Annotated in this window: 19 protein-coding genes; 9 read left to right on the top strand and 10 right to left on the bottom strand. The window is 72.6% G+C overall.

The window, feature by feature from the left end; translation table 11 throughout:
- Nucleotides 1-6 precede the first annotated feature (6 nt).
- Entirely contained in the window at nucleotides 7-804 is a 798-nt protein-coding gene (locus tag ACFLFB_RS06205; protein ID WP_392544837.1) for an inositol monophosphatase family protein, read from the top strand.
- On the opposite strand, the gene ACFLFB_RS06200 is transcribed toward ACFLFB_RS06205, so the two are convergent.
- The 3 genes from ACFLFB_RS06200 to ACFLFB_RS06190 are packed head-to-tail and all read right to left on the bottom strand — an operon-like array spanning nucleotide 715 to nucleotide 4,133.
- Nucleotides 715-1,512, bottom strand: a complete 798-nt coding sequence (locus tag ACFLFB_RS06200; RefSeq protein ID WP_392544836.1) for a potassium channel family protein — start codon at nucleotides 1,510-1,512, stop codon at nucleotides 715-717. The genes ACFLFB_RS06205 and ACFLFB_RS06200 overlap by 90 nt on opposite strands.
- Nucleotides 1,513-1,557: 45 nt before the next feature.
- Nucleotides 1,558-3,732: a hypothetical protein gene (locus ACFLFB_RS06195; protein ID WP_392544835.1), complete on the bottom strand. Its 2,175-nt coding sequence runs from the start codon at nucleotides 3,730-3,732 to the stop codon at nucleotides 1,558-1,560.
- The gene (locus ACFLFB_RS06190; protein WP_392544834.1) at nucleotides 3,729-4,133 is read right to left on the bottom strand and encodes an adenylyltransferase/cytidyltransferase family protein; all 405 of its coding nucleotides are present in this window, start codon (nucleotides 4,131-4,133) and stop codon (nucleotides 3,729-3,731) included. The genes ACFLFB_RS06195 and ACFLFB_RS06190 overlap by 4 nt, the downstream gene beginning before the upstream one ends.
- Nucleotides 4,134-4,178: 45 nt before the next feature.
- Between ACFLFB_RS06190 and ACFLFB_RS06185 the strand changes: the two genes are divergently transcribed.
- The gene (locus tag ACFLFB_RS06185; RefSeq protein WP_392544833.1) at nucleotides 4,179-4,919 is read left to right on the top strand and encodes a TIGR03089 family protein; all 741 of its coding nucleotides are present in this window, start codon (nucleotides 4,179-4,181) and stop codon (nucleotides 4,917-4,919) included.
- A 71-nt stretch (nucleotides 4,920-4,990) separates the two neighbouring features.
- Here ACFLFB_RS06185 and ACFLFB_RS06180 read toward each other — a convergent pair whose 3' ends face one another.
- A complete protein-coding gene (locus ACFLFB_RS06180; RefSeq protein WP_392544832.1) occupies nucleotides 4,991-6,877 on the bottom strand; it encodes a peptidoglycan-binding protein in 1,887 nt (628 codons plus the stop codon).
- A gap of 359 nt (nucleotides 6,878-7,236) precedes the next feature.
- Here ACFLFB_RS06180 and ACFLFB_RS06175 point away from each other — a divergent pair, with 359 nt between their 5' ends.
- Complete coding sequence (locus ACFLFB_RS06175; protein WP_392544831.1) at nucleotides 7,237-8,031, top strand: CoA transferase subunit A; 795 nt, start codon at nucleotides 7,237-7,239, stop codon at nucleotides 8,029-8,031.
- Between the two features lie 3 nt (nucleotides 8,032-8,034).
- Nucleotides 8,035-8,673, top strand: a complete 639-nt coding sequence (locus tag ACFLFB_RS06170) for a CoA transferase subunit B (RefSeq protein ID WP_392544830.1) — start codon at nucleotides 8,035-8,037, stop codon at nucleotides 8,671-8,673.
- Nucleotides 8,674-8,692: 19 nt separating this feature from the next.
- On the opposite strand, the gene ACFLFB_RS06165 is transcribed toward ACFLFB_RS06170, so the two are convergent.
- Nucleotides 8,693-11,878, bottom strand: a complete 3,186-nt coding sequence (locus tag ACFLFB_RS06165) for a SpoIID/LytB domain-containing protein (RefSeq protein ID WP_392544829.1) — start codon at nucleotides 11,876-11,878, stop codon at nucleotides 8,693-8,695.
- Between the two features lie 177 nt (nucleotides 11,879-12,055).
- Here ACFLFB_RS06165 and ACFLFB_RS06160 point away from each other — a divergent pair, with 177 nt between their 5' ends.
- From ACFLFB_RS06160 to ACFLFB_RS06140, 5 genes are all read left to right on the top strand, one after another.
- A complete protein-coding gene (locus ACFLFB_RS06160; protein WP_392544828.1) occupies nucleotides 12,056-13,501 on the top strand; it encodes a lipopolysaccharide biosynthesis protein in 1,446 nt (481 codons plus the stop codon).
- Between the two features lie 9 nt (nucleotides 13,502-13,510).
- The gene (locus ACFLFB_RS06155) at nucleotides 13,511-14,341 is read left to right on the top strand and encodes a glycosyltransferase (protein ID WP_392544827.1); all 831 of its coding nucleotides are present in this window, start codon (nucleotides 13,511-13,513) and stop codon (nucleotides 14,339-14,341) included.
- On the top strand, nucleotides 14,338-15,138 hold the full coding sequence (locus tag ACFLFB_RS06150; RefSeq protein ID WP_392544826.1) for a glycosyltransferase family 2 protein: 801 nt from the start codon (nucleotides 14,338-14,340) through the stop codon (nucleotides 15,136-15,138). Before ACFLFB_RS06155 ends, ACFLFB_RS06150 begins: the two co-directional genes overlap by 4 nt.
- Nucleotides 15,139-15,202: 64 nt before the next feature.
- Entirely contained in the window at nucleotides 15,203-15,889 is a 687-nt protein-coding gene (locus tag ACFLFB_RS06145) for a glycosyltransferase family 2 protein (protein WP_392544825.1), read from the top strand.
- Nucleotides 15,886-16,239 (top strand): DUF2304 domain-containing protein, encoded by a 354-nt coding sequence (locus tag ACFLFB_RS06140; RefSeq protein ID WP_392544824.1) that lies wholly within the window; start codon nucleotides 15,886-15,888, stop codon nucleotides 16,237-16,239. Before ACFLFB_RS06145 ends, ACFLFB_RS06140 begins: the two co-directional genes overlap by 4 nt.
- A gap of 131 nt (nucleotides 16,240-16,370) precedes the next feature.
- On the opposite strand, the gene ACFLFB_RS06135 is transcribed toward ACFLFB_RS06140, so the two are convergent.
- From ACFLFB_RS06135 to ACFLFB_RS06115, 5 genes are all read right to left on the bottom strand, one after another.
- Entirely contained in the window at nucleotides 16,371-17,978 is a 1,608-nt protein-coding gene (locus ACFLFB_RS06135) for a glycosyltransferase family 39 protein (RefSeq protein WP_392544823.1), read from the bottom strand.
- A gap of 65 nt (nucleotides 17,979-18,043) precedes the next feature.
- Nucleotides 18,044-18,790, bottom strand: a complete 747-nt coding sequence (locus tag ACFLFB_RS06130) for an ABC transporter ATP-binding protein (protein WP_392544822.1) — start codon at nucleotides 18,788-18,790, stop codon at nucleotides 18,044-18,046.
- Nucleotides 18,791-18,794: 4 nt separating this feature from the next.
- Nucleotides 18,795-19,586, bottom strand: coding sequence for an ABC transporter permease (locus tag ACFLFB_RS06125; RefSeq protein ID WP_392544821.1), 792 nt, complete (start codon nucleotides 19,584-19,586; stop codon nucleotides 18,795-18,797).
- Nucleotides 19,587-19,662: 76 nt separating this feature from the next.
- Nucleotides 19,663-20,877, bottom strand: coding sequence for a hypothetical protein (locus ACFLFB_RS06120; RefSeq protein WP_392544820.1), 1,215 nt, complete (start codon nucleotides 20,875-20,877; stop codon nucleotides 19,663-19,665).
- Nucleotides 20,877-24,473 (bottom strand): CDP-glycerol glycerophosphotransferase family protein, encoded by a 3,597-nt coding sequence (locus ACFLFB_RS06115; RefSeq protein ID WP_392544819.1) that lies wholly within the window; start codon nucleotides 24,471-24,473, stop codon nucleotides 20,877-20,879. Before ACFLFB_RS06115 ends, ACFLFB_RS06120 begins: the two co-directional genes overlap by 1 nt.
- Nucleotides 24,474-24,508: the final 35 nt, after the last annotated feature.

The raw sequence follows: 24,508 nt of genomic DNA, 5'->3' as shown, positions 1-24,508 counted from the left end.
GGGTCCATGCCCGGCCTGTCGACAGACGCCGTCCTCGATCTCCTGCGTGACGTCGCCGCCGAGGTCATCACCCCCCGCTTCCGGTCCCTGGCCGCCGGCGAGGTGATGGAGAAGAACCCGGGCGACCTCGTGACGGTCGCCGACCGCGAGGCCGAGGTCATCATCACGGCACGGCTGCTCGAGGCCTACCCGGATGCCGTCGTCCTCGGCGAGGAGGCCCACTCGGCCGACCCGTCGCTGATGGACCGCTACCTCGCCGCCGACCACGCGTTCACCGTGGACCCGGTCGACGGCACGAAGAACTTCGTCAACGGCTCCCCCGACCACGCCGTGATGGTCGCCGAGACCCTGTCGGGCGAGGTCGTGCGGTCGTGGATCTGGCAGCCGGAGCACGGCGTCGCCTGGGTCGCCGAGCGCGGTTCGGGCACCTGGCGCGACGGCGAACAGGTCACCGCCACACCGGTTCCCGAGGGCCGATCCCCTGAGGGCGTCACCTCGATGTGGGCGCTGCGCGACTCCAGCCTCGGCGACCTCCCCCGCATGCGGCTGTCCTGGGTGTGCTGCGGGGTCGACTACCCCAAGCTCATCGAGGGCGCGGCCGACTACCTGCTCTACAGCCGCTCGAACCCGTGGGACCACGCCCCCGGCTCGCTCCTCGTCACCGAGGCGGGCGGCGCCATCGGTCATCCCGACGGCACGCAGTACGGGCCGAGGTCACTCGCTCCGGGCCTCGTCGTGGCCGTCGACCCGCACACCTTCACGGCCGTCCAGCGCCGGGCCCACGAGGCGTTCGCCCGCCGCTGACCCGCGGAGCCGGGCCACCTCGAGGCGCAGCGCACGCACCTCCTCCACGAGGTCACCGAGGCGTTCGCCGGTCCGCTCCTCGGAGGCGGCGACCTCGCTGACCTTCTCGACGAACCACGAGGCGATCGACGCCGTGACGACACCGAGCAGCGCGATGCCGGTGACCATCAGCGCCCCCGCGACGACCCGCCCCTCGGTGGTCGTCGGGAACTTGTCGCCGTAGCCGACGGTCGTCACCGTCGTCATCGCCCACCAGGCGGCGTCACCCAGGGTGCGGATGTTGGCGTCCGGACTGGCGCGCTCCGCGTCGAGGACGGCGAGCGACGCGACGAAGCCGACGACGGCCACCGCCCCGACGACGTACGCGACGACCCGGCCGCGCACGAGGGCCCGCCCGCGGCGCCCGATGACGCTGAGCGCCAGGACCGCCCGCAGGGGACGCAGGGCCGGCAGCAGGAGGGTGACGACATCGAGCCAGTTCCGCCGGAGGAAGGCGACGCGGGCGTCCGTGACCGCCAGCCGCACCGAAAGGTCGACGACGAAACCGACCCACACCACGACGACGACCGCCTCGCACGACGCGAGGACCCGGTCTGGCAGGTCGGGCCAGATGATCGGTACCGCGTACGCCACGAGGAAGGCGAGCGCGAGGGCCAGCAGCGGTGTCTGCGACGCCCGCTCCCAGCGCTCCTGACGCTCGCTCGCCACGACCGGTCACGCTAGCGGCGACCGGGCCCCGCTGAACAGGGGTGATCAGCGGCCGGTGGGCACCTCGGCCAGCCAGACGCGCACGCCCCCGCGGTCGGTCTTGTAGGGACGACGGTCGAGGGCGTGCTCCTCCTCGGGGAAGCGGAGGTCGACCACCTGGTTCGCCTGCAGGCCCAGGCCCTCGATGGCGTCGGCGGAGTCGGCCGACAGCACCACGAGGCGGTGACCCGACGCCGCGGCTCCCCGGGCCAGCTCGTCGACGACGGCCCCGAGCCGTGCGGGGTCCTTGCGCACGGGCGTCGTCGCGACGAAGAAGGGGCGCTCGCACATCCCGCGCACCGCCTGCGGCCACTCGGAGGTCGAGCGGCTGTCGATGCCGAGGACGACGACGTCGGGCTCCAGCTCGGCGCACACGTCGGCCACCGCCCCGAGGGAGCCGCGCTCGACGCCGACCCCACGGAAGGGCCACGTGGCCACGACGGCAGGAGCACCGACGCCCACGACGAGCAGGCTCGCGACCAGCGGTGTCCCCCAGCGCTTTCCGGACGACTCGAGCCGTCGCGCCACCCACGCCGCCCCGGCGACGACGAGGGCGACGACGAACGGCAGCGCGATGAGGAGGCGCCGGTCGGCCCACGGGTGGTCGGGCGTGATGCCGGGCCGAAGCAGGGTGAGGACGGTGGATCCGGCGCCGACGACGAGCACCGGGGCCCACGCCACCAGCTCGCCGGCCACGACGCGGGCCACGACGTGCCGCAGCGCGAACGCGAGGGCGACGAGCGCCACGACCACCGCTGCCCAGCCGGCGTACCAGGCGAGCCAGTCGACCGTGTGCTCGGCGTAGGTCCGGCCGCCGTCGACGGGGAGGCCCTGGCGCGCCTGCATCCCGGCCACGTACCGGGCGCCGGGGTCGTTCGGGTCCTGGCGCACCGTCATCCACAACGGGCGGCTCGCGAGCCCCAGCCCGACGAGCACGACGAGCCCACCCACGACATCCGAGAGCCGCCGGACCAGCGCCTGGGCCGGTCGAGAGGAGGCCACACGCCGAAGGACCCGGTCAAGGCCCTGCGTGTTGCCTCCTGTCGAAGCGCTGTCGTCGACGGCGGGGGTGGAGGTCGCACCGGTCCCGGCCCGACGGCCACGGCGCCAGAGGGCGAGGCCGCCCCACGACACGACCGCGGCCGCCACGGCCATCGCGAGCAGGGGCACCAGGCTCGCGGCGATGTCGCCGAGGTACCGGTACGACAGGGCCCACGCGGCCAGGCCGGCGACGACGGTCGACCCCCCGAGGCCGAGCAGCAGGGGGCGCACCCAGCGCCCGGCGAAGGCCGCCCCCACGGCGAGCAGCGGCAGCAACAAGAGCGCCTCCCGCAGGGCGTCGATGCGGGCGAACAGCGTTCCGCCGAGCAGGATCCCGGCCAGCAGGGCCAGGCGTCGCTCGTCACGCGACGCCGCGGAACCCCCGGCCACGAGCGTCACCGCGAGGAAGGCCGCGAGCAGCGTGACGAGCGACAGCTGCTCGGAGTAGGTCCCCCGGGCCACGTTGAGCACGGGGAACAGCACGGCCGTGAGGACGGTCGCCCCCACCCCCCACCACGGCCCGACCACGGCGGCCACGAGCAGCCCGAAGAGGAGCAGCGCCACGGCCATCACGAGGGCGGGCAGCAGCTGCGCCACGTCGGCGCCACCGACCCACACCCCGTACCCGTAGACGACCGCAGGCGCGAGGAGGAACTGCGGCTGCACGGCCGGGTCCGACGGCGAGCCCACCTGGTAGAACGCCGAGCTCCCCGTGGTGACGTCGCCGCGCTCGAGCGCGGCCGACCCCCCGATGACGGAGGTGTCGACGCCCACGACCCGCTCGTGGGTCGTGGCGAGGCTGACCGCGGCCTGGAGGTTGCTGGCCGCGTCGCGCCGGACGAGGACGTGCTCGGAGTGGGTGGCCCCGGCGTAGACCGCGAAGCCGAGGCAGACCGCGACGAGCGCGACGGCCGGACCGGCCCCCAGCCGCACCCCCGGCAGCGAGCGCACGACCCACCCCGCAGCCACGGCGAGCACGACACCGATCGGCCACGCCAGCCACGGGTTCCACCAGCCGAACGCCGCCAGCGGCCACGCGAGCACGCACACGGCGACGAGCCAGAGACCGGCGCCGAGCCCGACCCGGGTCAGCACCTCGCCCGGACGGCCGCCGCCGCCGGCTCCGCCCGCTGCGGTCACGGAGCCAGGCTGGCGATGTGCTCGATGAGCCCGGTGGTCGACACCGACGGGGTGCGCGGGAGGTACACGACCTCGCACACGTCGCTGACCCAGTCGAACTTGCCCGCCCAGTCGTCGCCCATGACGAGGACGTCGGCCCCGTGCTCGACGATGTAGTCGCGCTTGAGCTCGAGCGACTCCTCGACGAAGACGTCGTCGACGACCCGCAGCGAGGCGACGATCTCCATCCGCTCGTCCTGCGAGTAGACCGGAGCCCGGCCCTTCTTGGAGATGTTGAGCGCGTCGGCGGAGACCCCCACGACCAGCCGGTCGCCGAGCGCAGCGGCCCGCTGGAGCACCCGGATGTGCCCGACGTGGAAGACGTCGAAGGTGCCGAAGGTGATGACCGTGCGCTCACTCATGCGGGCGAGCCTAGTGGCCGCCCCACCCGTTGGTAGCGTCCGGGCGTGAGCACTCCCCCCGGACCCGTGGCCCTCCTGCGCCGGCTCGTCGACGCCGACCCCGGCCGTCCGCGCATCACCGTGTACGACGACACCGACTCCCCCACCCGCGGCGAGCGGGTCGAGCTGTCGGCCCGGGTGCTCGCCAACTGGGTCGCCAAGGCGGCCAACCTCCTCCAGGACGAGCTCGACGCCGGCCGGGGCACCGTGGTGCGCCTGGACCTCCCGCCGCACTGGCGCACCCTCTACTGGGCGCTGGCCGCGTGGTCGGTCGGCGCCTGTGTCGAGGTCCCGGCCGCCCGAGGATCGGGCACCGACCCCGAGGACGCAGGCACCCCCGCCGACGTCGTCGTCACCGACGACCCCGCCGCGGCCGAGGCGGCCGAGGAGGGCGTCCTCGTCACCCTCGCGGCCCTGGCCCGCTCGGCGCCCGGACCGGTCCCGCACGGCGTCATCGACGAGGCGAAGGAGGTCGCGACGCACGGCGACGTCTTCACGGCCTGGGAGGAGCCGGAGGACGACGACCCCGCCCTGCGCGCCGACGGCTCCACGACGTCCACCACCGACCTCGTCCCCGCCGCCGAGCCGGGACGCGTCCACACCGCGACGACCGACACCGCGGCGTTCCTGCGCACCGCCCTCGCGGCCTGGGCGGCCGACGGCTCCGTCGTCCTCACCCGGGGCGAGCCGGATGCCGAGGTGCTCGCCCGCCGCCTCGCCTCCGAGGGCGTCACCCGCGAGGCCTGACGCACGGGGACGACAAAACGGGCCCGGTCCCCGAGGGGACCGGGCCCGTCCCGGTCATGCCGCATCCTCCGTCAGCGCGGCATGCGGGCTTCGATCGCCTTCCAGGTCACCGTGCCGACGACCCCGGTCTGGGTCAGCTTCGCGGTCTTCTGGGCGGCCTTGACGGCGGCCTCGGTCTTGGGACCGAAGGAACCGTCGGCGCTGATGCGCAGCGCCTTCTGCAGCGCGGTCACCGCGGACCCCTTGGCACCGCGCTTGAGGACGGTGCCCCAGTGCGGCAGGAGGGGGTGGACCTTCTTCTCCAGGGCGTTCCACGTCTTGGTGTCGACGACACCGGTCACGGGGAGCTTGGCGGCGGTCTGGAGGGCCTTGATCGCGGTGACGGTCTTGGCACTGACCTTCCCGTCGACGACGAGCCCGCCCAGGCCCTGCTGGAGGACGCGGACCGCGGCACCGGTGGAGCCCGAGCGCAGGGTGGTCGCCTTGTACTTCGTGAACTCGGTGTCCAGCGCCGAGCTCGTGGTCCCGGTGGAGGGGGTCGGGGAGGCCGGCTTGACCGGCGCCATGAGCGCCTTCCAGACCTTGGCGTCGACGACACCGTCGACCGTGAGGCCCTTGGCCTTCTGGTACTCCTTCACCCGCGCCTCGGTGGCGCGGCCGAACGAGCCGTCGACGGTGAGCTTGCCGATCGCCTTCTGCATGGCCTTGACGGCCTCGCCGCGCGACCACAGCTTGAGGGTGACCCCCGCGTACTTCGCGAGCGGGTGGGTGGAGGTGCTGCCCTGGGCCGGAGGAGCCGGGGCGGGCGCCGGCGTGGGCGTGGGCGCGGGGGCCGGCGCCGGGGTGGGCGTGACGCGCAGGCCCATGAGGGCGTTCCACACGTTCTTGTCGGTGACGCCGGTGACGGTGATGCCCTCGGCCTTCTGGTACTCCTTCACGCGGGCCTCGGTGCCGGGGCCGTAGGAGCCGTCGACGGTGAGCTTGCCGATCGCCTTCTGCAGCGCCTTGACGGCGTCGCCGGTCGCGCCGCGCTTGAGGACGACGTTGACGTACTTCGTCAGGGCGGCGACGTTCGCGCGGTTCGGCACGAGGTCGAGGGCGACGAGCTTGGCCCAGGTGGCCTCGTCGAGCTTCTTCGTCGCCGGGATCCCGTTCTTGGACTGCCACGTGCCGAGCGCGGCGGCGGTGAGGGGGCCGAACTTGCCGTCGGCCGCGGCGCCGATCGCCTTCTGGGCGAGGGTGACGTCCGCGCCCGTGGCGCCCTGGGCGAGGACGGGGTAGCCGGTGCTCGTGAGGACCGGGGCGGCCGGCGGGGTCACGGGGGCCACCGGGCCACCGGTGGGGCCGGTGGAGGGCGTGGTGACGGCGACGCCGGTCCACCAGGAGGTGCGCTTGTACGCGCCGTCCCAGTTGAACGAGAAGTGGATGTGGTCGGTGTGCGGGGACACGCCGTAGTAGGGCACCCAGCCGCGCTCGGGGGCGTAGGCACGCCACTGCTGGCGGTTCCAGATGATGTAGTTGATGCCGAAGCGCTTGGCCATCGCGCCGGCGCGGCCCTGGTTGTCGGGGGCGGCCAGCCAGCGGGTCAACGCGTTGGCCAGGGCGAGCTGGTCGGGGTTGCTCGCGTTGATCATCCAGTCCAGGGCCCGGCCCTCGCCGTGCTCGGCGGCGCAGTGCCGCAGGATGCCGTAGGTCCGGGTCCCGTAGGTCGCGTTGAGCAGCTTGGCGAACGCCACCGCGCCGGGCTGGTTCTCCGTCAGGCACTGGGTGCCCTTCTGGTACGGAGCAGCGACGTCCAGGGCGCTCGGCAGCGGCTTGACCGGCGCCGGGGTCGGGAAGACCGCGCCGTCGGCCGGCGCGATGACCAGCGGGAAGGCGAGGACGGTGGCGGAGACGGCGCCGAGGGTGCGGACCGGGATCCGCCGCTCTTTGCGCGGGGCAGGGTGGGACAGGGACACGACGGAGTGCTCCTCGGTGCAGGGGGCGCCTCGGCAGGGATTCGAGACGCACTGGTGGCCGCGAGTCACGGACGTCACATCCGTCACACGAGACCACCGAGCCAGACAGTTGTCCCACGCCCGCGAGAGCGCTGCCACCGCATCTCCCGAATTACACGGATGTACTTCTCAGACGTCCCACAAGCACCATACTTCTTGCGGTCTACGGGTCAGTACACCGAAGATCCTGCAGATCCGTGCGGGGGCCGTTCGGCCACTCTCCGCTGGCCGAACCGGTGACCCGGCGCCACCGGGACGCCCCGAGGCTGTGCTCCCGCCCCATGGCGGGCACCCCCCGGGCCGTCGGTAGGGTGCGGAGCATGGACAAGGTCGTCACCACCCCAGCCGAGGCCGTCGCCGGGATCTCCGACGGGGCCACCCTCGCCGTCGGAGGGTTCGGGCTCTGCGGCATCCCGTCGGTCCTCATCGCCGAGCTGCACCGCACCGGCGTCGCCGACCTCGAGGTCGTCTCCAACAACTGCGGGGTCGACGACTGGGGTCTCGGCATCCTCCTGGCGAGCAAGCAGATCCGCCGGATGGTCTCCTCCTACGTCGGGGAGAACAAGGAGTTCGCCCGGCAGTACCTCCAGGGCGAGCTCGAGGTCGAGCTCACCCCGCAGGGCACCCTCGCCGAGCGGCTGCGCGCCGGCGGGGCCGGCATCCCCGCCTTCTTCACCCCCACCGGCGTCGGGTCCCAGGTCGCCGACGGCGGGCTGCCGTGGAAGTACGACGCCGAGGGCAACGTCGTCCTCGCCTCCCCCGCCAAGGAGGTGCGCGTCTTCCCGGGCGCCGACGGCACCGAGCGCGAGTACGTCCTCGAGCACGCGATCGTCGCCGACTTCGGCCTGGTCCGCGCGTGGAAGGGCGACCGGCACGGCAACCTCGTGTTCAACAAGAGCAGCCGCAACTTCAACCCGCTCGCCGCGATGGCCGGCCGCGTCACCGTCGCCGAGGTCGAGGAGCTCGTCGAGCCCGGCGAGCTCTCCCCCGACGAGGTCCACCTGCCCGGCATCTACGTCCAGCGGGTGCTGCCCCTGACCCCAGAGCAGGCCGCCGACAAGCGCATCGAGCGCCGCACCGTCACGCCCGCCGCCGACGCGACCAAGGAGTCCTGAGCCATGCCCCTGACCCGTGAGCAGATGGCCGCCCGGGCCGCCGCCGAGCTCTCCGACGGCTCGTACGTCAACCTCGGCATCGGGCTGCCGACCCTCGTGCCCAACTACGTCCCCGACGACGTCGAGATCGTCCTGCAGTCAGAGAACGGGATCCTCGGCGTCGGCGCCTACCCCGTCGAGGACGCGGTCGACCCCGACCTCATCAACGCCGGCAAGGAGACCGTCACGGTCCGCCGCGGCGCCTCCTACTTCGACTCGGCCACGAGCTTCGGGATGATCCGGGGCGGCAAGGTCGACGCCGCCATCCTCGGGGCCATGCAGGTCTCGGCCGGGGGCGACATCGCCAACTGGATGATCCCCGGGAAGATGGTCAAGGGCATGGGCGGGGCCATGGACCTCGTCCACGGCGCGAAGCACGTCATCGTCCTCATGGAGCACGTCGCCAAGGACGGCTCGCACAAGATCGTCGACGAGTGCACCCTGCCGCTCACCGGCAAGGCCGTCGTGCAGCGCATCATCACCGACCTCGCGGTCCTCGACGTCACCGCCGACGGCCTCGTCCTGCGCGAGCTGGCGCCCGACGTCACCGAGGAGCAGGTGCGCGAGGCCACGGGGGCCCCGTTCACCGTCGACCTGGGCTAGGAGCCCGGGCGCAGGGTCCTCACGGGGCCCAGCGCGTCCAGGTGGCCCACGTCGCCGTCCCGGTCACGACCCTCGCGGTGCCGACCGAGCCCATGTCGGTGCCGGGGAGGACGATGACGGCACCGTCGGAGGTCCGGCGCGCCACGAGGTCGTCGCGGCCGTCGCCGGTGACGTCGCCGGGCCCGGTGACGGCGCTGTAGCCGCTCCAGTCCCCCGCGACGGTCGTCGGGACCGCCAGGGTCCCGCTGCCGACGACCGGGAAGAGCAGCATCGCGTTGTCGCTGGCGCGCACGCCGACGACGTCGGGTCGACCGTCGCCGGTGATGTCGCCGGGCGAGAACACGAGGCGGTAGGCCTGCCAGCCGCTGGCGAGCAGCTTGGTGGCGATGACGCCGCCCTTGCCGTCGCCGCGGTAGATCTTCAGCTGGCCGCTCGTCGTGCGGGCGAGGAAGTCGCTGTAGCCGTCACCGTCGAAGTCGCCGGAGCCGGTGATCGTGTCGACGCCGTCCCAGCCGCTGCTGATGGCGATGCGCGCGAGCAGCCCGCCCTTGCCGTCACCGGGGTGGTAGTACAGCGTGCCCGCGTCACGCTCGACGACGTCGTGCCGGTTGTCGTTGTCCCAGGCGCCGACGGCGGCGACGAGGCCGACGCTGCCCCAGCCCCCGGCGACCATCGTCTTCGCGGTGAAGGCCCCGAGGCCGTCGCCGGAGAGCAGGCGCATGTGGCCGGCCGGGTCGACGGCGACGAGGTCGCCGTGCTCGTTGCCGTCGAGGTCCTCGGGCAGCGAGGCGGCCGAGACGGCCGGGGCCGAGCTGACGGTCCACCAGGTGCTGCGCAGGCCCATCGAGGAGCGGAACGCGTCACCGGTGACCGTCGTCGAGCCCGACGACCCCACGATCGTCACCGAGGCGATGCGTCCTCCCCAGGTGTTGATGCCGTCGCGCGACTCGATGCGCAGCGCCTGGAACGTGCCGGTGGAGGGGTACGCGCCCTGGATCTTGCTCAGCGGGAGGGTGGTGGTCCACCGGCTCGAGCTGCCGCTCGGGACGTTGTCGTAGGGGTCGGGCTTGGACACCTGGTAGGGCAGCGAGGACTTCACGGTCTGGCCGCCGTTGGACGAGGAGAACTCGGTGAGGGCGGGCGTGCCGCCGTAGTTCACGACGAGCCCGCTGGTCGCGGACACCGCGGCGGTGCTGTTCGGGTTCTCGAACCCGGTGAGCCCCCCGCCGGTGGAGTTGTAGCCGGCCAGGCCCTTGTAGACCTGGCAGGAGGTGGAGTCGCAGGTGTCGAACAGCGACCCGGAGGGCTGGTGGCCCTTCTGGTACATCGCGTAGGTGCGCGCGGCGACGGCCTGCACCTGCAGGGCGTTCGCCGACCACGACGGCGGCATCTCCGAGGGGACGACGCTCTGCAGGTAGTAGTTGAGCGAGAGCACGCTCACCGTCATCGCGGCGGTGCCGTTGCGGTGCGTGCGGATCTCCTTGCGGTAGTCGCGCTGGGTGCCGTCGGGCATGACGACCCGGACCTTGTTCAGGGTGGGGTCGATGAAGGACAGCGGCTTCGCGCTCGCCTTCCAGCTCGACGTGCTGCGCCAGACGCCCTTCTCCAGCCACTGCAGGGTCAGTCCCGCGCCGTCCGGCACCACGCGCCAGCGGGTGCGCAGGGTGCCGTCGGCGTTCTTGGCGTAGAGCGAGCCGGTCCGGGTCCCGTCGCTGACGACGAGCTTGGGCGAGGTGACCACCTGCGTGCCGGCGGTGCCGACCGCGCTGAGCCTGACCCGGATCGTCGGGTTGCCGACGGCCGTGGAGCGCGTCGTGCCCGGGTAGTAGAAGTCGAGGATCTGGTCGCGGGTCAACCCGCTGAGGGCGGCCCCGTACGCGCCGTACTGGCTCATGCCGCGCCCGTGCCCGAAGCCGCGGCCGGACAGGCTGAAGGAGGTGCCGACAGGTCGCGTGTAGGTCTCCTTCACGGCGGCCGCGGCGGTCTCGGCCGTGCGCTCGGCGACGCCCTGCGTGTAGCTGGTCTCGGCGCCGGCCCGGATGGTGGCGAGCTTGTCGAACATCAGGTCGCCGGGGCAGGTCGTCATGCTCAGCTCGCGGTGCCCCATGACGCGCGACTTGGTGACGACGACGCCGTCGTCGTACCGGGTGCTGCCGGCGGAGGTGAACGACGTGGACGTCTTGGGGTCCCAGCCGTTGAGCCAGGCCTTCCAGCCGATGAGCTTGCCGATGGAGGTCAGCTCGGCCGAGCTGGGGGCCACCGCGCCCGCGGTGCCCGGGTCGTGGTTGCCGAGCGAGCTGACGCCGAAGGTCTGCGAGTTGAAGCCGCCCACCTGGGCGCCGACGACGTTGCGGTAGATGCCGCCGAAGCGTCCCTCGAAGAGCCGGCCGAACCGGTCGACGAAGTAGTTGTAGCCGACGTCGCACCAGCCGTTGCCGTTGACGTGGTACGCGTAGATGCCGCGCAGCAGGCCGGGGACCTCGTCGGCGGTGTAGGTGTTGGCGTTGACGGTGTGGTGCACGACCGCGCCCTTGATGGCGGCCACGGTGTCGGCGGTGCAGGTCTTGAGGTTCTCGTCGGCACCCCACGCGGCGCGGCTGATGATGTCGGGCTGCTTGGCCCCGGCGCGGGCGCTCTGCGCGGGCAGGCTCTGCAGGTTGTCGTCGGCCGGGCTCTCGCCGCCGTCGACGAAGGTGGCGTCGAGCCGGTCGAGCCGGGCGCCCTCCTTCTCGGCGCGGACCCGGACCTGGACCTCGTCGGAGCCGGTGATGCTGACCGGCTCGGTCGCGACCTTGGCCTGCGCGGCCTCGCGGGTGCCCGGGTCCGGAGCGGAGTCGCTCACCTCGAGGGCCTGCCAGCCGCCCCACGCACCGTCGGCCTTGCTCCGGACCTCCACGGTGACGTCCTTCGCGGACGCGCGGTCCGGGAAGGTGATGCCGACGACGTCGGCGTCGTCGGTGTCGCGGGTGAGGACGCTCTCGGTCTCGGTCGGTGCGGCGGCCCCGGGGGTCGCCGACGGCTCTGGCGTGCGGGTCGTGCGCGAGTGGGAGGAGGTCGCGGGCGCGACGGTCTTCCCCGGCGGCATCGCCACGCGTTCCACGGTGGGCGCGACGGGACGGGGTGCGGCGCCGACCGAGACGACGGGGACGACGAGGCACCCCCCGGCGAGCAGGGTGGAGGCGGTGAGCAGTCGGAGAGTTCTCATGGGGCAGCCCAGACGTGATCGATCGGGCACGCGGGGGGCGACGTCCGCCGAAGCGGGTGCAGGGAGCCCGGCCGGGTGCGAGAGTTGTTCAGGAGCCTCGTCAGTGTGTCACAGCAGCCACTCGCGCACCTCTGATACCACGAACTCACAGGAACGCGTGCTGGGTATGCTGCGCAGATGCCGCAGGACCGCACCACGACCCTGCGTGACCGCGCCGCGTTCAGCACCTACGCCACGGCGGTCCAGGGCCTGGCGCGGCTCGTCTACTCCGTGCTCATCGGCCACTTCGGCTCGCGCGAGCTCCTCGGCCAGACCAACTCCGCCCTCTCCCTCTCCGTGCTCACCAGCCAGCTGTGGGCCGCGCCCGCCGGGGGTGCCGGGACGAAATTCGTCGCCCTGCGCGAGGCGCTCGGCGACGAGGAGGGCGCCAAGGTCGTCGCCCGCCACATCACGACCCGCACCGCCCTGCTGAGCCTCGTCCTCCCGGCGGTCGTCGCGGTCTCGGGCGCGGTCTGGCTCGACTTCGGGCCGGCCCAGGTCGTCGGGACCGTGGTCGTGGCCGTCGCCTACTCGCTCTACACGACCCTGCGCGGGGTGACCTACGGCCACCTGCGCTTCCGTCAGGTCGCCCTGTGGGACACCATCGCCGGCGCGACCGCCCTCGTCGCGGTCACGGTGGTCCTCGTCCTCGACCTCACCGCACTGACCCTGCTCCCCCTGGCGCTGGGCTACGCGGTGTTCGTCGTGGCGTGCCGACCGGCCCGCGCCAAGGGCCGGGTCGAGCCGCAGCTGCGCCGCGAGATCGACCACTTCGTGCTGTTCGGGGCGGTCAGCGGCCTGGCGAGCGGCGGGCTGCTCCAGCTCTCGCAGATCGCGGCCCACTGGTCCGGCGGCTCGTCGGCCGCGGGTGACTTCGCGGCCGCGCTCACCCTGGCGACCCCGACGTCGATGCTGTCGTTCGCGCTGAGCACCGTGCTCATCCCCCCGCTCGTCGCCGCCGCGGGGCGCGAGGACTGGGCGTCGGTGCGGACCCAGGAGGACGCCATCATGCGCCGCCTCGTCGCCATCTTCGTCGGCCTGTTCGGGACGCTCGTCATCGCCAGCCCGCTCATCATCGACGTCATCTGGGGCGAGGAGTACCGGGCGGCCGGTGCGGTGCTGCCGATCCTGCTCGTCGCGGTCATGCTCACCTCGATCGCCCTCGGCGCGACGACCGCGATGATGGTGACCCGCTCGTGGGGTCCGCGCCTGGTCGCGGGGCTCAACGTCTCCGGCCTCGTGGTCAGCGTGGTCCTGTGGCCGTGGCTCTCCGACCGGTTCGGCATCGTCGGGGTGGCCGTGGGGTACCTGCTCGGCGCGGGGACGGCGTCCGTGGCGGCCGTCGTGGTCGTCTGGCGCGCCGAGAAGCAGGCCTGGCTGGGCCTGGCCGCCCGGCTGGTCGGCGGCACCGCGCTCTTCGTCGGCCTCGCCGCCCTGGTGCGCGTCCCGGAGGGTGGGGCCCGGCTCGCGGCCGAGATCGGCGCCGTGCTGCTCTTCGCGGGGGTGTGGCTGGCGCTCTCCCGCCGTGACGTCCTGGCCCTGTGGGCCACGGTGCGCGGCGGCGCCCCGGCCGACGCCTCCTAGAATCGTCGGATGCCCCCGACGCTCACCGTCCTCATGACGGCCTACCACGGCACCTCGGTGGAGGAGCTGGAGCGCTCGGTCGCCTCGATCACCGGCCAGACCCGCCCCCCCGAGGAGTTCCTCGTCGTCGTCGACGGCCCGGTGCCGCCCGTGCTCGACGCCGCCATCGAGGCCGCGGCCGCCGCCCACCCCTCCATCCGGGTCGAACGGCTGGCGCGCAACGTCGGCAGCGGGCTGGCCTCGGCGCACGGCCTCGAGGCCGCGACCGGCGACTACGTGGCCCGCCACGACTCCGACGACGTCTCCCTCCCCCAGCGCCTCGAGCGCCAGATGCAGGCGGTGGAGGAGCGGCGGCTCGACCTCGTGGGTGCCGAGATGCTCGAGTTCGAGGGCTCCCCCGAGAACGTCATCGGCCGGCGGTCGGCCCCGCGCACGCACGAGCAGATCCTGCGGCGGCTGCGGGTGAACAACCCGATCAACAACCCGACCGTGGTGTTCCGCCGCGAGCTGGCCCTCGAGGTCGGCGGGTACTCCGACCTGCGCTACATGCAGGACTACGACCTGTTCGGGCGGCTCCTCGCCGGCGGTGCGCGCTCCGAGAACCTCCCCGAGCCGCTCGTGCTGTTCAACGCCGGCGACGGGATGATCGCCCGCCGCGGCGGCTGGCGGATGGTGCGGGCCGACCTCGACGTGCAGCGGCGGCTGCGCGACACCGGCGCCTTCGGCAACGTCGTCCTCGCCCGGAACATGGTGGCGCGGGCCGCCTTCCGCGTCATCCCGCCGACGTTGCTCAAGCGCGTGTACGGCGTGGTGTTCCGTCGCTCGGCGGAGGCGTCGTGAGCGCCGCCCGCCTGACCTGGGTCGTCGTCTCGTACGGCGGGGTCGACGATGCGACGCACCTCGTGGCCTCGTTCGGGGCCGACGCCCCGGTCGACATCGTGCTGTGCGCCAACAAGCCCGGGGACACCGAGGCCGCGACGGCGGCGTTCGCCGACGACCCCCGCGTGCGCGTGCTCTCGTTCGAGGACAACCCGGGCTACCTGCCTGCCCTGCACCGCGCCCTGCCCGAGGTCGACACCTCGCGGCCGGTCGTGCTCTCCAACGCCGACCTCGTGGCCGACCCGGGCCTCGTCGCCGACCTGCTCGCGGCGGTCGACACGTACCCGGACGCCGGGGCGCTGGCGCCGGCCGTCATCGGCAGCCTGGGGGTCGACCAGAACCCCAACCTGATGGCGCCGCCGTCGGCCCGCTGGCTGCGGGCCCTCGCCGCGGTGCACCGCTTCCCCGCCGTCGCCGACCTGCTGCTGCTGCGCAAGGAGGGGCACAGCTCGCGCAACGTCTCCGGGGCGCCGGCCGGCTCGGCCGTGTTCGCGGGGCACGGGTCGTGCGTCGTGCTGACGCCGCGGTACTTCGCGGCCGGCGGCCGCACCGACTACCCGTTCGCCCTGTTCGGCGAGGAGCTGTGGTTCGGTCGGGAGTGCGCTCGGCTCGGGCTGACCGTGCGGTACGTGCCCGGGGTCGTCCTCCGGCACGAGGAGCACGCCGCGACCGGGCGCAAGCGTCGCGGTGCGGTCGCGAGGGTCAAGTACGAGGGCCTGCGCTACTGGGCCGGGCAGGCGCGTGACGCCGGGTGGTGACACCCCGCCGGGCGCGGTGGTCACCTGCGCGCCCGCACCACCGGTGCGCCGTAGGCTGTCCGCGATGAGCACCACCGACCCGGCGACCGACGACGTCTGGCTCGTGGTCCCCCTCTTCAACGAGGAGACCGTGATCGGCGACGTCGTCCGCGACGCCCGACGCACCTTCCCGAACGTCGTCGTCGTCGACGACGGGTCCTCCGACCGCGGGGCCGACGCCGCGGAGGCCGCCGGTGCGGTGGTCGTGCGGCACCCGGTGAACCTCGGCCAGGGCGCGGCCCTGCAGACCGGCTTCGAGTACGCCCGGTCGGTGCCCTCGATGCAGTGGGTCGTCACCTTCGACTCCGACGGCCAGCACCAGGTGTCCGACGTCCTGGAGATGCTCGCCAAGGCCCGCGCCGAGGACCTCCAGGTCGTCTTCGGGTCGCGGTTCCTCGACGACCGCACGACGCCGAGCTTGCTCAAGAAGCTCGTCCTGCGCACGGCCGTGGGCTACACGAACATGACGACGGGCACCCGCCTCACCGACGCGCACAACGGGCTGCGCCTCATCCGCCGCGACGTCGTCGAGCGGATCGACATCACGCAGAACCGGATGGCCCACGCGAGCGAGCTCGTCGAGCAGATCGGGAAGATGGACGTCCGCTACGGCGAGAGCCCGGTCCACATCCTCTACACCGACTACAGCACCTCCAAGGGGCAGTCGCTGTGGAACTCGGTGAACATCCTCGTGGAGCTGATCCTGCGATGAAGATCGTGCTGATCCAGGTCGTCCTCATCGTCGTGGTGTTCCTCGTGGCCGTGCGGCTGTTCCGCTCGCGCGGCGCGCGGGCCCAGGCGATCCGCCGCCTCGGCCTCATCGCGTTCGTGGGGTTCGCGCTCGTGACGATCCTCTTCCCCGACCTCTGGACGAGCATCGCCAAGCTCGTGGGGGTCGGCCGTGGCGCCGACCTCGTCCTCTACGCGCTGGTCGTGGCCTTCCTCAGCTTCACGGTGACGACCTACCTGCGCTTCCGCGACCTCGAGACCCGCTACACCAAGCTGGCCCGGCGGATCGCGCTCGAGGAGACGCGCCACCACCAGGCCGACCCCGGCGCCTGAGGACCGGGCCGCCCCTCCGGGCGACCCGCTCCGCGGCTCTGGGAAGCCCCTGTTCGGCGACTCCGGTTTCCGGGCGGCGGGGGCCGGTTCGGGCGGGTGGCGTGGGGTGGTGGGACGTCGTCGGCTCGGCGTCAGCGCACGACGTAGAACTGGACGGTGTGGGCGGCGTCCTCCCACGTGAGGTCCCACGTCGGCGGGATGGTCGGGTTCTTCGCGGCCCACGGTTCGAGGGCGCGCCGGCAGTGGTCGCACACGGCGTCGTCGGCGCTGAAGATCAGCACGGCGTCGCCTGCCTCGGGCACACCCGCGCCGGTGAGGCTCTTGGGCGTGCCCTTCCAGACCTTCTCGCCACCCCAGATCGGGCGCTGGTAGGCGGGCAGCATCCGCTTGGTCTCCCAGTCGGTCCAGACCTCCGTGGTCTCGAACTTCTCCGCCGCGAGGTGGGCGCGCAGCTGCTGCAGCCCGTCGCCGCCGTTGATGGCGAACGCCTGCACCGTGGGCACGTAGGTCACCGCGTGGTAGACCGGCCAGGCCAGCCCGACGATGGCGACTCCGGCCGTCACGAGCGCCCCGGCTCCCTTCCCCGACAGGGAGGACCGCCTCATCAGCCACGCCGCGGCCACGGCCACGAGCCCGCCGATGACGAGCGCGATGAACGGGAAGTACTGGATCCAGTAGCGGGGCACGATGAGGGTGCCGAACGGGCGCTTCGGGAACAGCACGCCGCCGAGCAGCAGGTTGACCCCGTAGACGGAGATGAAGCCGAACGCCGCGAGCCGCAGCCCCCGGTTGCGCGCCACGATCGCCAGCGCCGCGACGATCCCGCTGACGACCAGCCACACCCCGTCACCGCGCTCGAGCGCCGCCTTGGGGATGGAGAGGAAGTAGCCCCAGCGGGTGCGGTCGGCGTCGTCGATGCGGGTGGGCGGCGGCGGGGGCGCGTTGCCGACACCGGTCGGGTTGGTCCCCGTCAGGGTGTGCAGCTTGAGCAGCGGGTCGCCGTAGACCAGCCCGCTGATCCCGACGTCGAGGGCGGCCCACGCGAGCACCGGCGCCGCCACGATCGCGAGGTTGCGCAGCACCCGGCCGCGCTGCCAGAGCACCGCGAGCACGATCGGCCACGCGAGCATCCCCGTCTCGCGCACCTCGAAGCTCCACCCGAGGAGGAAGCCGGTGACGAGCAGCCAGGCGATCGCGCTCTTGCCCGTGAAGCCGCGGTCGCGCGCCAGCAGGGCCGTGAGCAGCGCGGTCATGACCAGCGCCATCGACATGATGTCGGGGTACCCGCGGCTGAGGTTGAAGAAGACGATGGTGTTGGTGAACAGCACGACGACCGCGACGAGCCCGGCCACCGGGCTCCACAGCCGGCGACCCACGAGGTAGAGCGAGGCCGAGAGCATCGCCGCCGACACCAACGGCCAGAAGTAGTACGAGGCCTCGGCGTTCTTGAAGACGAAGGCCGGCGGGATCGTGGCGAGGATGATGCCGTAACGCGTGAAGCCGAGCGGCACCCAGTTCGCGCTCGGGAACTCCAGCGCCGAGCGGACGTAGTGCCACGGGTCGGTGGGGACGATCGGCGAGCGCCACACGATGGCGACCACCACGACCACCGCGGCGATGACCGCGGCCACCGCCACGTCACGCCTGGTCAGCGGTGTCCCGGACCACGGGGCACGGGCGCCGCGCTCGTCGCCGGGGGCGGTCTGGTCTCGTGTCACCCGGTCGGTGGCAGCGCTCATCAGGGGGTACTCCGTGGTCGTGGGGGAACCCCCCGAGGATACCGGGCGAGGCGTACGCGACCCCCTCAGCCCGCGGTGCGCAGGTCCTCGTTGTAGCGCTCGAGGACCTCGTCCATCGGCCCGTCGAGGACGAGCTCGCCACGGCGCAGGTAGAGCCCGCGCGTGCCGAAGCGCTTGAGGTCCTTCTCCGAGTGCGACACGAGGAACAGGGTCCGGCCCTCGGCGAGGAGCGACTCCATCCGGGTGTAGCACTTCTCGCGGAACGCCTTGTCGCCCACGGCGAGCACCTCGTCGACGAGGAAGATCGGCTCGTCGAGCGAGGAGATCACCGCGAAGCCGAGGCGCACCTGCATCCCGGAGGACAGGTGGCGGTAGGGGCGGTCGAGGGCCTCGCGGACCTGGGGCCCGGCGAAGTCGACCATGCTCTCGAAGCGCTCGTCGATCTGGTCCTTCTTCAGCCCGTGCAGGCCCGCCTGGACGTAGAGGTTGTCGCGGCAGGTGAGCTCGCCGCGGAACCCACCGGTGAGCTCGATGAGCGGCGCAACGCCACCGGAGACCTCGACCTCACCGCGGTCGGGCAGCAGCACGCCCGCGATGGTCTTGAGCAGGGTGCTCTTGCCGCTGCCGTTGCCGCCCACCAGGCCCACGGCCTCGCCCGGGCCGATCTCGAAGGAGATGTCCTTCAGGGCCCAGAAGGTGTCGCTGCCGGAGCCGGCCTTGCCGTGGAACAACATGTCCCGGACCTGCATCTTGCGCCGGCGGGAGGTGTAGAACTCCACGCCGACGTCGCGGGCGCTGATGACGCTGCTCATGGGCTCAGATCTCCTTGAGGACCGACCGCTCGAGGCGGGCGAACACCCAGAACCCGACGGCGACGAGCGCCACGGAGATCACCGTGGCCGCGCCGACGTCGACCCAGTTGACGCCGCGCTCGAACAGCCCACCGCGGTAGAGCGACAGGACGCCGTTGAGCGGGTTGAGGGCGAGGACCCACCGCAGGCCGTCGGGCACCGAGTGGGCGCCGTAGAGCACCGGCGAGAGGTAGAACAGGAAGCGCAGGACGATGCGCACGACCCGCTGCATGTCGGTGGCGAGCACCGTGATCGGCGCGAGCACCAGGCCGAGCCCGACGAGCAGGACGAACTGCAGCACGAGGCCGAGCGGGAACAGCACGAGCTCCCAGTCGAGGTGCACCTGGCCGATGACGAGGTAGTAGATGACGAAGCCGACGAGGATCGGCAGCGACAGCAGGTACTCCACGCCCTTGGCCACGACGCAGCGGATGACCCACACCTCGCGCGGCAGGTTGGTGGAGCGGACCAGCCGCGCCTCCTGGATCAGGCTCTTCGTCGTGTCGGTGACCGACGCCGTGAACCACTGCCAGCCCAGCAGACCCGACAGCAGGTACAGGAAGTACGGGGTGTCGGCGACGCGCTTGGCGTTGAAGACGTACGTGAAGACGACGAAGTAGACGGCCGCCATCAGCAGCGGGTCGAGGACGGTCCACACGTAGCCGAGGATGCTGCGGGAGTAGCGGACCCGCAGGTCGCGCTGGACGAGGGTCCAGAGGATCTCGCGCCGACCCCAGACCGCCCGGATCCGTGTCATCAACGCGGTGACCTCGTCTCTGCGGCGGGTGGGGTGCTGCGGCGCGGAGGGCGCCGGAGCGAGGATACGGCACGCATCAGATGACGCGAGCGAGGCGCAGCACGCCGCCGTCGTCGCGCAGGAGGCCGTCGGCGACGAGGGTGGCACGCAGCTTCTCGTACTCGGCCGGGTCGCCGTGGGCGAAGTGCGCCAGCCGGGTGAGGAACAGGGCCACCGAGCGGAAGCTGCGGGTGATGACGAGGTTGGGCGTGCCCGTCGTGCAGTTGAACTCGGTCACCGGCGTGCGCCAGTCGCCGTAGTTCTCGGTGAGGTAGCGGTCGGAGTCGGCGGGGCCGAGGACCCGGATCCCCGCGAGCTCGTGCTCGGCGAGGTCGAAGGCGTGGTTCTCCCAGCGGTGGATCGACGAGCCGTGCCACAGCACGTCGCCCTCGCGGTGGTGCACGAAGACGTCGACGTTGATCCCGTTCTCGTGGATCAGCTTGACCAGCGCGAGCGAGCGGCGCACCGCGTACCGCCCCGGCGAGGTCTCGACCACCGACTGCGCGTCGTCGACCTTCTTCACCACGTAGCGCGGCGAGCGGCGCAGCGCCTCGATCATCGCGTCCATGACCTCGGGGTGCTCGGGGTCGAAGGTGATGCCGACGTCGATGTCGTAGTCGTGGGCGAGGAAGCCGCCCTCGCGCACGATCCCGAGGAAGGTGCCGCTGATGACGTACCAGCGCCACTCGTCGACCGGCAGGGCCGTGGCGAGGTCGGCGAGCGCCGTGCGGGCGTCCTCCACCGAGAAGTCGCCCTGCCGCTCCCCCGCGCTGGGCGCGTCGGAGCCGTGGGGTGCGCTGATGAGCGGGAGCAGCTCGTCGGCCCGGGCGACGAAGTCGTCGCGCAGGTCCTCGACGTCGGTGGCCCCGGCGTCGAGCTGGGCGTGGATGCGGGCGGCGCGCACGAACAGGTCGTCGGCCCGCCACAGGTGCTCGGGCAGGGCCGCGCGGCGCCACCGGATGAAGCCCTCGAGCGCGTCGAGGTCGGCGGGCTCGGCGCCCTGGGTGAAGTCGAAGAAGTCGTCCGTGACGGTCTCGACCTTGGGCCAGCCGCGCCGCAGGACCCAGCCGGCGAGGCGGAAGGCGTACTTCGTCTCGTCGTCCACGAACTGGTGGCGCACGAGCGTCGCGATGGACGGCCGGCCCGTGACGGCGAGGGTGCCCGCCCACGCGGCGGCGCCGACCCCGTGCCGGAAGGCCGGGCCATGGGAGCGGTTGAGGAAGTTGAGCAGCCCGTAGGACTTGCTGAGCATCAGGCGCTCCCGCCCAGGAACTGGTCGACGAAGCGGGCCGAGGCCTTCCCGTCCTCGAGGGAGGCGAACTTCTGCCGGAACGCCTCGTACCGGTCGGCGTGCGCCGCCGCCACGGCGTCGAGGTCGGCGATCGCGTCGGCGACCTCGCTCGTGTGCTTCAGCAGCGGGCCGGGCGCCTCGGCCTCGAAGTCGATGTAGAAGCCGCGCAGGTCGTCGCGGTAGGCCTCGAGGTCGTGCGTGAAGAAGAGCATCGGCCGGCCGGTGTTGACGAAGTCGAACATCACCGAGGAGTAGTCGGTGACGAGGACGTCGGCCGCGAGGTAGAGGTCGCTGATGTCCGGGTAGTGCGACACGTTGCGGGCGAAGCCCCCGAACATCGAGGTGTCGACGCTGTTGGCGACGAGGTGGTGCCCGCGGATGAGCAGGACGCTGTCGTCCTTGAACCGGCGGTGCATGCGCTCGAGGTCGAGCTTCATCGCGAACTGGTAGCGCCCGGCCTTGTCGTAGTGGTTGTCGCGCCACGTGGGGGCGTAGAGGATGACGCGCCGGCCGGGCTCGATGCCGAGCCGCTCGCGCACGGCGGCCGTGCGCGCGGCCCGGTCCTCGGGCCGGTGGAAGATGTCGTTGCGCGGGTAGCCGGTCTCGAGCACCGGGCCGTGGAAGTCGAAGGCCCGGGCGAGGATCTCGGTGGAGTAGGGGTTCGGGGACACCAGGGCGTCCCACTTGAGCACCTCCTTGGCGAACTGCTTGAGGTAGTTCTTGTTCGCCATCTGCACGTTCTCCATGTCGAACCCGATGCGCTTGAGCGGGGTCCCGTGCCAGGTCTGGGCGTAGCGCGAGCCCTCGCGCTTGACGTAGTGCTTGGGCATCGCGTCGTTGCTCACGAGCCAGCGGGCCCGGCCCAGCGCCCGGTAGTACGCGCGGCTGCCGACGACGACGGACTCGACGCCGTCGGGGACCTCGACCCCGTGGTGCTCGACCGCCCAGACGAGCCGGCGGCGGTCACCGCGGCGGACGAGCTCCTCGTAGATGGCGCGCGGGTTGTCGGAGAACTGGCGCCCCTTCCACGACTCGAAGACCACGGTGTCGGTGAGCGGCATCCTCCGGGCCAGCCGGTAGTGGACCTTGCGGGCGACCTTGGCGTTGAAGGCCCCGCGGTCCGACCACGACCCGCCTCCGTCGGCGAGGATGCCCAGCTCGTGGGCCGGTGAGGTGCGCAGCTGGACGAGCACCTTGTCGCCACCCTCGTCCCCGAGGTGCGACTCGGCGAGGGCGGAGACGTGGATGCCGAGGTCGGGGTCGACCTCGCCCGGCGCCGCCGCGAAGACGGTCCAGCGGCCGGGGCGCAGCCAGCGCAGCGACGCCCGGCCCGGGTCGCCGTTGCTCGGCACGTGCGCGCGCCAGGTGTCGCCCACGACCTGGACGGGCACCTCGAGGCGGTCGGACTGGGAGACGAGGAGGAGCCGGTCGAGGTCGATGCCGCCGGTGTCGCCGTGCAGGTCGAGGCCGGCCGGGGTGAACGCGAAGTCGGTGAGCTCGGGACGGAACGGCCCGTCGACGAGGATCGCGCCCGTGACGCCGCGCTCGCGCAGCTGGAGGAGGCGGCCGTGCAGGCGGGCTCGGCCGGGGCCGGGCTCGGGGTCGACGTCGACCGGGGCGACGTGCCGTCCCTGGAGGGTGAGCCCGCGCGGGGCCTCGCGCTCGGCGGCCGAGGCCGCGGTGACGAGGTCGTCGACGAGCCGGCCGGCGTCCTGCGGGTCGTCGTCGTGGGCGGTGGCGAGCCAGAGCCGCCAGTGCCGCTCGGCGAGGGAGCGCGAGGTGACGTCGAGGGCCTCGGCCGGGATCCGGGCCACGCCGGTCGCGCCGTCGCGCTCGAGGCGGACCGTGACGCCCTCGGAGGCGTCGAGGCGGCGCAGGTGGACCCACGCGTCGGGCAGCTCACGGCCGGGCGCGGCGCGCAGGCTGAGGGTCACGACCTCGCCGTCGACCTCGAGGTCGTGGACGACGGCCAGGGTGCGGCGCACCGCGATCCGCATCTTCTTGCCGCGGTAGCCGGGCACGACGAGGACGCCGTCGGGGGCCCAGCCGCGGGGCGGGTGCAGCGCGCGCGACAGGTCGGGCGTCCCCACGGCCGAGCCGCGGCGGGCCGCAGGAGCCGCCACCTGGGCGACGAGCTCGAGCTCGCAGGCGTCCTTGCCCTCGGGCAGGACGAAGTCGGAGGCGGGGATGCGGGCGAGGAAGCCGGAGCCGTCGTAGCTGACCGGGCGGTCCTTGGAACGGGCGGTGACGTCGGGGCGCCGCACGCGGCGGGCGCGCACCGTGGTGCGGCCGGTCTTCGCGCCGACGACGCGCAGCTGGAGGCGGTGCAGGGTCGACCCCGGCCCGACGTCGGGGACGCCGTCGATGAAGCCGTGGCCGTCGACCTCGAGGGTCGAGCGGTTCCACCGCACGTCGCGCACCCCGGTGACGAGGCGCTGCGAGCGGGTGACGTCGTAGACCGCGTCCGGGACGCCGAGGGCGGGGTCGCCGAAGAACGGCAGCCGCACGTACAGGCGCACCCCGCGGCGCACGACCTCGGGCTTGGGGTCGCGCAGCTGCTGCTGGTGGGCCTCGACGAGGTCGGCGGTGCGTCCCACGGAGATGAGGTGGTAGGCGAGCCGGCGCCGGGGCGGCAGGCTCGCGATGACCTCGGGGTCGACGTCGTCGAGGTACTCGCGGAACACCCGGACCAGCGTGTCGGCGTAGGCGTCGTCGCCCTCGTGGAGGACGTCGAGGAACAGCGGCATGTCGAGGGTGAGGACCTTGAGGTCGTGCAGGCGCTTGCCCTCGACCTCGTTGGTGCGCTCGAGGAAGTCGTTGACCGAGGAGACCGCGGCCATCCGGTCGACGAGGTTTCGGACCTCGGCGCGGCGCTGGGTGATCGACTGCTCGGCGGTCTGCCGCTCGCGCCAGAGGTAGACCGGCTCCTCGATGAGGTCGACCGAGCGGGCGAGGAAGTGGGCGGGCACCGTGAGCGGGATGTCCTCGTAGTAGACGCCCTCGGGGAAGCGCAGCCCGTGCTCGAGGAGGAACTGGCGGCGGAAGATCTTGTTCCACGCGGTGGTGTCGTAGATGAGCGAGGGCATCCGGCGGACGTGGGTCGCGACCTTGGTCTCCGGGACCGCGCGGCTGTGCAGGCCCGACGGGCGCGTGCGGGCGCCGTCGTAGCGCAGGACGCCGCCGCTGACGATGTCGCTGCCGCTGCCCTCGATGGCGTGCATCATCAGCTCGTAGGCGTCGCGGGGGACGACGTCGTCGGAGTCGACGAAGGTCACGTAGTCGGCGTTCGCGTGGTCGAGCCCGATGTTGCGGGCCCGGCCCAGGCCGCCGTTCTCGACGTGCAGGACGTGCCAGTTCTCGCGGCCCGCGGCGAAGTCCTCGGCGATCTGCCCCGAGGTGTCCGGGGAGCCGTCGTCGACGAGGATGACCTCGAGCTCGCGGAAGGTCTGCTCGTCGAGGGACTCCAGGCACGAGACGAGGTAGTCCTCGACGTTGTAGATCGGGACCACCACGCTGAGCCGGGGGTGGACCTGGTCGACGGGGTGGGGGTCTCGCACGAGGACTGAGTATTCCAAAGGGGCGACCGATCCCG

The organism is Oryzobacter telluris (assembly GCF_043099285.1).
GTDB lineage: Bacteria > Actinomycetota > Actinomycetes > Actinomycetales > Dermatophilaceae > Oryzobacter > Oryzobacter telluris.
This window is presented reverse-complemented; position numbering and strand designations above follow the sequence as displayed.